The organism is Mesorhizobium sp. M0185, from assembly GCF_040322175.1.
Taxonomy (GTDB): domain Bacteria; phylum Pseudomonadota; class Alphaproteobacteria; order Rhizobiales; family Rhizobiaceae; genus Mesorhizobium.
Genome location: NZ_JAMYSY010000062.1, coordinates 21,938 through 27,937 on the forward strand (window position 1 = coordinate 21,938; position 6,000 = coordinate 27,937).

Sequence of the window (6,000 nt, forward strand, 5' to 3'; positions counted from 1 at the left end):
AACCGGCCTCTGACGGAAATGGGTGAAGTCGTCCTCAGGCCTCGGTCAGGCAGGCGGCGAGGATTCAATAGCTGGCCGCACCATGCCTTCCGGGACGAGGCTGACCCGCTAGTTTGACGATGAGACGTGACTCGTGAGGGAGTCACGCCGGCCGGGCGCAAGATCGTCATGCTGCAATACCGGACCAATGCCGGCGTCCGCTGTAAACCCTCGATCGGGAAGTCCGGTGATTTGACGGTCGAGCAAGCTCGAAAAATCGCCCAGGACTGGCTCCTTCCCTATTCGATCGTGGCGAACTTGAGCTTCGAGGCGAGGTCAGCCACTTCGACGAGAACGCCCGAAAGGGTATTTGGGGAACGCTGCTGGGCACTTACAATCGCAGCGGCCGGGTCAGACCGCTGGCTGTCTCAACACAAGCCGGGTTGACCTTGCAACTGCCAGCGCACCAAAGAGCGCCGAGGGGAACAGCACCTCTTCCTGTAGATGACGGCCTGATGCGATCCTACCAGACTTGCCGATCATACCAATCGTCAATATCCTGCCGAACGCGGTCCCTTTCGATACCGTAGCGTTCCTGGATCTTGCCTTCGAGCTGATCGCGATTGCCAGCGATGCGATCAAGATCATCATCGGTAAGTTTGCCCCACTGTTCCTTGATCTTACCCTTGACCTGCTTCCAGTTTCCTTCGACGCGATTCCAGTCCATGACATATCCTCCATTGTTTTACACAAGGCGAAACGGTCGTCCGACCAGGGAGTTCCGGAAGGAAGATCTCTGATGTTCACGTCTCCAGTTGGGAAGGTGACGACGCCAATCAGGAGATGGTGGGCCTTTGGGGAGGCGTCGACCTCCCCGAGCGGAGCGTGACGCGCATGATCATCCATGTCGAAATGGCCGACCCAGGCTTCGAGCCGCTAGGCTCGCCCGCGGTAGCGACGTGCCGGATCCGAATACATGGGCTCATTCGATACCCTGCCTGGGAGCTGGCTCCGTGGCACGCGCGTCGCCACGATTGAACCGGAGGGGTCCGGCCGCGTTGTCTGGTGACTGGTACGGCGATTGTTGTAGATAGAAATGGCGAACACTGGCACAACGCGTGGACGCAACCAGGACCGGGCAAGGGTCGCTGGTGGGCAGGACCACGAAATGAAGTATGAGGCGAGCAAAACCGGCGCCAGCAAAGCTGACGTCAAGTCGGCGGTGAAGTCGGTCGCCAACAGTCGCAAGAAAGTCGACGACAAGCTGGGCAGGAAGTGAGGCTCGGCCGCACAGAAGCTGGCGAAGTTGCAATATCAAGAGCTCGAGGTTCAGCGCAGGGGACAGGCCACATTGCCTATGACCGGCTGCCGCGAGGTCCTCATGAGAGGGCGTGCACATGACCCGCATCGTTTGCCTGCAGGAATTGAAGACGTGGGAGGACAAGTTTCCTAATAATGCGATCAGAGAGGCGGGTTACGGCGCGATCTGGCACGGCTAGAAATCCTACAACGGTGTGGCGATCCTGGCCCGAGGAATGGAACCTGTGGAACGCCGACGCGGCCCTGCCTGGCGATCCTGACGACACTCACAGCCGCTATATCGAGGCCGAGGTGGATGGGGTCATTGTGGGCTGTCTCTATCTGCCCAATGGCAATCCAGCGCCTGGCCCAAAGTTCGACTACAAGCTGCGCTGGTTCGATCGTCTCATCAACTACGGCCAGCACTTGCTCGAAGTTGGGGCATCCAGTGTTCTCTGCGGCGACTATAACGTCGTTCCAACCAAATCGACGCCGTGGTGCCAAGGCGATGGCTGGGCGATGCGGTCTATTTCCCGGAATGCCGGCAGGCCTATGCTAAAATGCTCGAAGGTGGCTGGATCGATGCCGTCCGGCGCATCCATCCGGAGAAGGGCATCTACACCTATTGGAATTTCTCCTACTGGGGCGGCTACGATCGGAGTTCGGGCCGCCGAATGGACCATCTCCTTGTGAGCCCCTCCCTTTCCGACCGGCTGCGCAGTGCCGGCGTGGATGTCGACACGCGGGGCTGGGAGAAGCCAAGCGACCGTGCGCCGGCCTGGATCAAGCTCTATTGAACCGCGAGGAACACTGATGATTAACGAAATGAAAGGGTTGGCGCGCCGTTCCAGACCGGGAAGCTGTTGTCCAGCCGGGCGATGTCGCCTGCACGAGCGAACTCGAAGCGACGTTTGACGAGTATATTGTACCGGGTCGCGTCGGCGCGCAGCTAGGCTGCCTTCTTAAGCTCGGCCACCTGAACGCCCAGCCGGAACGCCTGACCATCTGCAAACGAGCGCGCGTAGCTCTCGGATGTAAAAGGGACGGTGGTCGTGGTGCCATTGACCGTCACGCGAACCGACCAGTCTTTGTCTCTGACGATTTCAACGGCATGTCGCTCATGCGGAGCCATGCATTCCTCCCAGAATCTTACGTTGAGGAGGGAAGATAGCGTCGCATCACTCGTTTGCATGCAAATAATCCGACACCGCCATGTCGAAATGTCAAAACGGCGCAGAGCTAGGCGAACTTAAGTCGATGTCGTCGCCTTGAGCTGTTCAAGGTGGTCTCTTGGCGAAATTAAAAAGTGCTGTGGCAGTCTCTTCAGCCGTCCAGCCTTGCTCGATGCAAGAGGACACCAGAGCCGTGAAAGCAGTTTCAAGGACGGCTGCGCAGTTCACGTCCTGTCCAGGCTGTCCTCGGCAAGAGTGTGGGATGCAACTTTTGCTGTTTGGGACATGAAAAATAACTGGCGAGTGCCAGAAAAATTCTGACTTTCATCTTGCCGTCGGTCAGCCGTAGTGAAGTTTCGGTTTGGGCTCGGTGCCGGTGAATTTGACGCCGATGCGGTCGTTGCGACGCCAGCGAACCTCCGATCGATAGGCAACTCCATCGACCGACACGTAGAGCAAGAAGCGATCGGGAACCCGGGCATCGGGCGCGACCTTCAGCTCAGCGCCCCTCATGCTGATTGGGCAAGGTGCAGCTGATCTCGGAATTCTGGATCCCGGTGATGACGGTCCCGCCCTTTAGCACACGTTGGCGGCGCTCGCGCCGATGCTCGTCGGAATTGTCATCAACTGGGTTCGCGGTGTTTGCCATCGATAAAATGTCAGATCAGCTGAATTCGCCCCTAGGTATACCGAACACAGGCGCGCAGCAATGGATGGGTCATGTTGCCCTATTACGTGACATTACAGGGCATGCTCAGGTGAATCTGTCGGGTCGCGCAGAAAAAGGCAATGATCTAGCAAAGGTCCCGCGTTGCCGACATGCCGATCAACACGGTTTCCAAGCTTCTGGTCGACGCCGACCTACCTAAATGCTGACCTTCCGGCAGACAGGCCCAGTAGCCGTCGAACTCCACCTCGTGTATCCAGGCGTCGCCCTCGGGCGGCTTCTCGACCAAGGTCGGCATCAAGGCTCAATGAACTCCAGCCGGCTGGTGCCGGCGCCTGCCCACCTGCGCAAGGAACCGAGTCTGGATCGTGAGATCCGGCGGCTAGGGCAACGGAACATAATCAGATTACCAAATTAGCAATGATGCATGAGATGCCCTATAACTTGCGCAACCGGCGAACGACCCAATTGCCGGTAGTTAGCGCCAGCGGCCGCTGGTCACCCCCCGATTGGCTGCCGGGCCGTTCCTATCAAACCGCTACGCTCGATTGATCGGCTACTCGCGACTATCGAAAGCCACCAACAGGTCAAGGGCCGCAGCGACTTCGAGGATAGCCTCGGTTATATGGTCGTCGCATACTGTCAAATCAGGCGCAGACTGCCGAACGTGGTATAATGCGGCTTTGACCGAGACGGTGTCCCCCCGGTCCGCCCGGTTGAGGATTGCGGCAATCGCCTGTTCTAGAACGGGACCGACCCTTTGGACGATGCTCATCCACCTTCCCCCCCGGGAACGCTAGCGTCAAAAATAACGTGTTCGAGGCCGGAATGCAACCGACGGGCGAAATCGCGACTATTTTCGGTCTAATCGTTGCGCAAATCTGCAAAGGAGACCGAAGGCAAACATGCCGCAGCGGAGCCAACGGCGATGAATCGTCTCAAAAGGCTCATCGTTGTCAGAGTTACAAAAGTTGAACTTCATCGGAGAACACTCTTTCTGTCTGCGGGCCTGTTGGATTTACAGCGCACCCCGCGCATTTAGACAGGAGAAAGAAGATGAAACGCATCCTTTTGGCTTCGGCCGTGCTGGCGCTGTCGGCCGGGCTTTCCTTTGCCCAGACGACGAGCGGAACCTCAACGAGCGGAACCTCGACCACGACAACCATGCCCAGTACGACGGATCAGGGCACCGGCACGACGAGCAGCGGCACCAACATGTCCGGCGATCAGGGCACCGACACGACCACCACCAGCGGCACCACGAATCCGAACTCGGCCAGGGACTGCGCGCCCGGCCAGCAGACTGGCAGCGCTCAGCAGGCGGCGCCTGGTCAGCAGGACACGGCAGCCAACACCGCCGCGCCGGGCCAGGTGAAAAAGACCGACGAAGGTTGCTGATTGGCACATCGGCCCACGTTGGAATCACCAGTGTGTGGCTGGCCAGTCTCCCCCGACCACCGCCTGAACTCACTCGGCTGGCGAGCAAGTTGCCGCCAGCCGAGCATCAGTCCAGGAACCTTTGCGCGTGATTGAGCGGCTCAACGGCGAGATTAAGCGGCGGACCGAGGTCGTCGGCATCTTGCCCAACGACGCTATCGTCCACCTCGTACGCGCGCTCCTTCTTTGAGCAGAACGACGAATGGGCCGTCCAAGCCAGATACATGACACTGGAAACCATCAGCCAAATGAGCGATGATCCGCTCATCAGCCTGCCAGCGGTGGCACGCTGATCATCCCGGCCCCCATGCCGGAGAGCGCGGCGAGCAAGCCGTCAGCTCCACCACATCCTGGGACACGATCTGAAAATGGGTTTAGCCAAAGACTTGTCTAATGTTGCACTCACATTCAATTGTCCGGATTGCTCCTATCCGGCAGTAAGGAAAGGCTCTGCACTAAGAACGATCGCACACTTCAGATGCCACGGGTGCAACGCCAAGGTGCGGATCACTTATCAGCAGAAGCTAGCAATCTTCGAAAAGCACAGGCTATCGGCCGCCCAGGGGGCGTTGCGACATCTCAACTCTGCTTTGCGGTAAGCCTAGGCGGCTTTGCCCAAGGGTGAAGCGCGGCATGGCCGGTGTCGCCCTAATCCTGATCCCGGAAGTCCAGCAGCGAGGCGTTGCGTAGACCCTCTTCGCGGTGCACATGCTTACGCGGCCAATCAGCCCCGGCTTGACCCATTGGGTGGCTGGGCGCTTCATGCCCTTTGGCGGCGGCCCGGCATGCTCCTGGCGCCGCTTCCATAGCCGCTCGCGGGTCGCTCGGGTGCGCCCAACGCCGAGCAGCTGGCCGAATGCGGTCGCCGGACTTTGTGCCGGTCGGGGCTAAAGAGTGCCCATATCAAATGGAATGAAATCCTTAGTCGTTCCTTCATTCATCCTGGCTTAAATATTTCCATGGAATGGGGTGCCCGTATCTTGAGGCGGTTTGTTAGCCGTCTGCGACAACCAGGCGAGAGCGGCAACGTTGCTACTATTTTTGCTCTGTCTTTGCCGATTGTCGTCGGCGGTGCGGGCCTCGGTATCGAGACTTCCTATTGGTATTACAGCAGCCTGAAGCTACAAGCGGTGGCGGATGCGGCGGCCTATGCTGGCGCTTTGGAAAAGGTTTCGGGATCCGACACGCCAAAGATTGTCTCCGCAGCGACAGCGTCAGCGACCACGAACGGCTGGGGACCGTCAGCAGGTACAATAGAGGTCTTCTCGCCTCCGTCAGCCGGTCCAAATGTCGGAAAAAAGGCGGTTGAGGTAGTCGTTCATCAGAACCTCGATCGGTTCTTTACGTCGATATTCACGCAGAACGCAGTTGGCGCACAAGCAAGGGCGGTGGCTCTTATTACGGATGCTTCAAAAGCCTGCATTTTGACGGTCGATCCTTCCGCTT

Annotated in this window: 5 protein-coding genes and 3 pseudogenes; 5 read left to right on the forward strand and 3 right to left on the reverse strand. The window is 58.6% G+C overall.

Annotation, left to right across the window (positions count from 1 at the left end):
• Nucleotides 1-502: 502 nt before the first annotated feature.
• Nucleotides 503-706 (reverse strand): CsbD family protein, encoded by a 204-nt coding sequence (locus NKJ20_RS30205; protein WP_352450279.1) that lies wholly within the window; start codon nt 704-706, stop codon nt 503-505.
• A 369-nt stretch (nt 707-1,075) separates the two neighbouring features.
• On the opposite strand from NKJ20_RS30205, the gene NKJ20_RS30210 reads away from it, so the two are divergent.
• Both NKJ20_RS30210 and xth read left to right on the forward strand, forming a co-directional pair.
• The gene (locus NKJ20_RS30210) at nt 1,076-1,258 is read left to right on the forward strand and encodes a DUF3606 domain-containing protein (RefSeq protein WP_352749054.1); all 183 of its coding nucleotides are present in this window, start codon (nt 1,076-1,078) and stop codon (nt 1,256-1,258) included.
• A 127-nt stretch (nt 1,259-1,385) separates the two neighbouring features.
• Nucleotides 1,386-2,075 (forward strand): annotated as a pseudogene (gene xth, locus NKJ20_RS30215) (exodeoxyribonuclease III); the annotation flags it as partial.
• A gap of 152 nt (nt 2,076-2,227) precedes the next feature.
• Here xth and NKJ20_RS30220 read toward each other — a convergent pair.
• Together NKJ20_RS30220 and NKJ20_RS30225 are read right to left on the reverse strand one after the other, a co-directional pair.
• The gene (locus tag NKJ20_RS30220) at nt 2,228-2,410 is read right to left on the reverse strand and encodes a hypothetical protein (RefSeq protein WP_352648082.1); all 183 of its coding nucleotides are present in this window, start codon (nt 2,408-2,410) and stop codon (nt 2,228-2,230) included.
• Nucleotides 2,411-2,789: 379 nt separating this feature from the next.
• Nucleotides 2,790-3,099, reverse strand: a pseudogene (locus NKJ20_RS30225) (PilZ domain-containing protein).
• Nucleotides 3,100-4,173: 1,074 nt separating this feature from the next.
• On the opposite strand from NKJ20_RS30225, the gene NKJ20_RS30230 reads away from it, so the two are divergent.
• The 3 genes and pseudogenes from NKJ20_RS30230 to NKJ20_RS30240 all read left to right on the forward strand — a co-directional run.
• Complete coding sequence (locus NKJ20_RS30230) at nt 4,174-4,515, forward strand: hypothetical protein (protein WP_352749056.1); 342 nt, start codon at nt 4,174-4,176, stop codon at nt 4,513-4,515.
• A 130-nt stretch (nt 4,516-4,645) separates the two neighbouring features.
• Nucleotides 4,646-4,847 (forward strand): annotated as a pseudogene (locus tag NKJ20_RS30235) (transposase); the annotation flags it as partial.
• A 666-nt stretch (nt 4,848-5,513) separates the two neighbouring features.
• The coding region (locus NKJ20_RS30240; RefSeq protein WP_352749058.1) for a pilus assembly protein TadG-related protein at nt 5,514-6,000 on the forward strand (487 nt) is incomplete at its 3' end.

What these genes read in the sequence shown, in the direction of transcription:
- NKJ20_RS30205 (WP_352450279.1), bottom strand. Translation starts at nt 706, where the DNA reads ATGGACTGGAATCGCGTCGAAGGAAACTGGAAGCAGGTCAAGGGTAAG.
- NKJ20_RS30210 (WP_352749054.1), top strand. Translation starts at nt 1,076, where the DNA reads ATGGCGAACACTGGCACAACGCGTGGACGCAACCAGGACCGGGCAAGG.
- NKJ20_RS30220 (WP_352648082.1), bottom strand. Translation starts at nt 2,410, where the DNA reads ATGGCTCCGCATGAGCGACATGCCGTTGAAATCGTCAGAGACAAAGAC.
- NKJ20_RS30230 (WP_352749056.1), top strand. Translation starts at nt 4,174, where the DNA reads ATGAAACGCATCCTTTTGGCTTCGGCCGTGCTGGCGCTGTCGGCCGGG.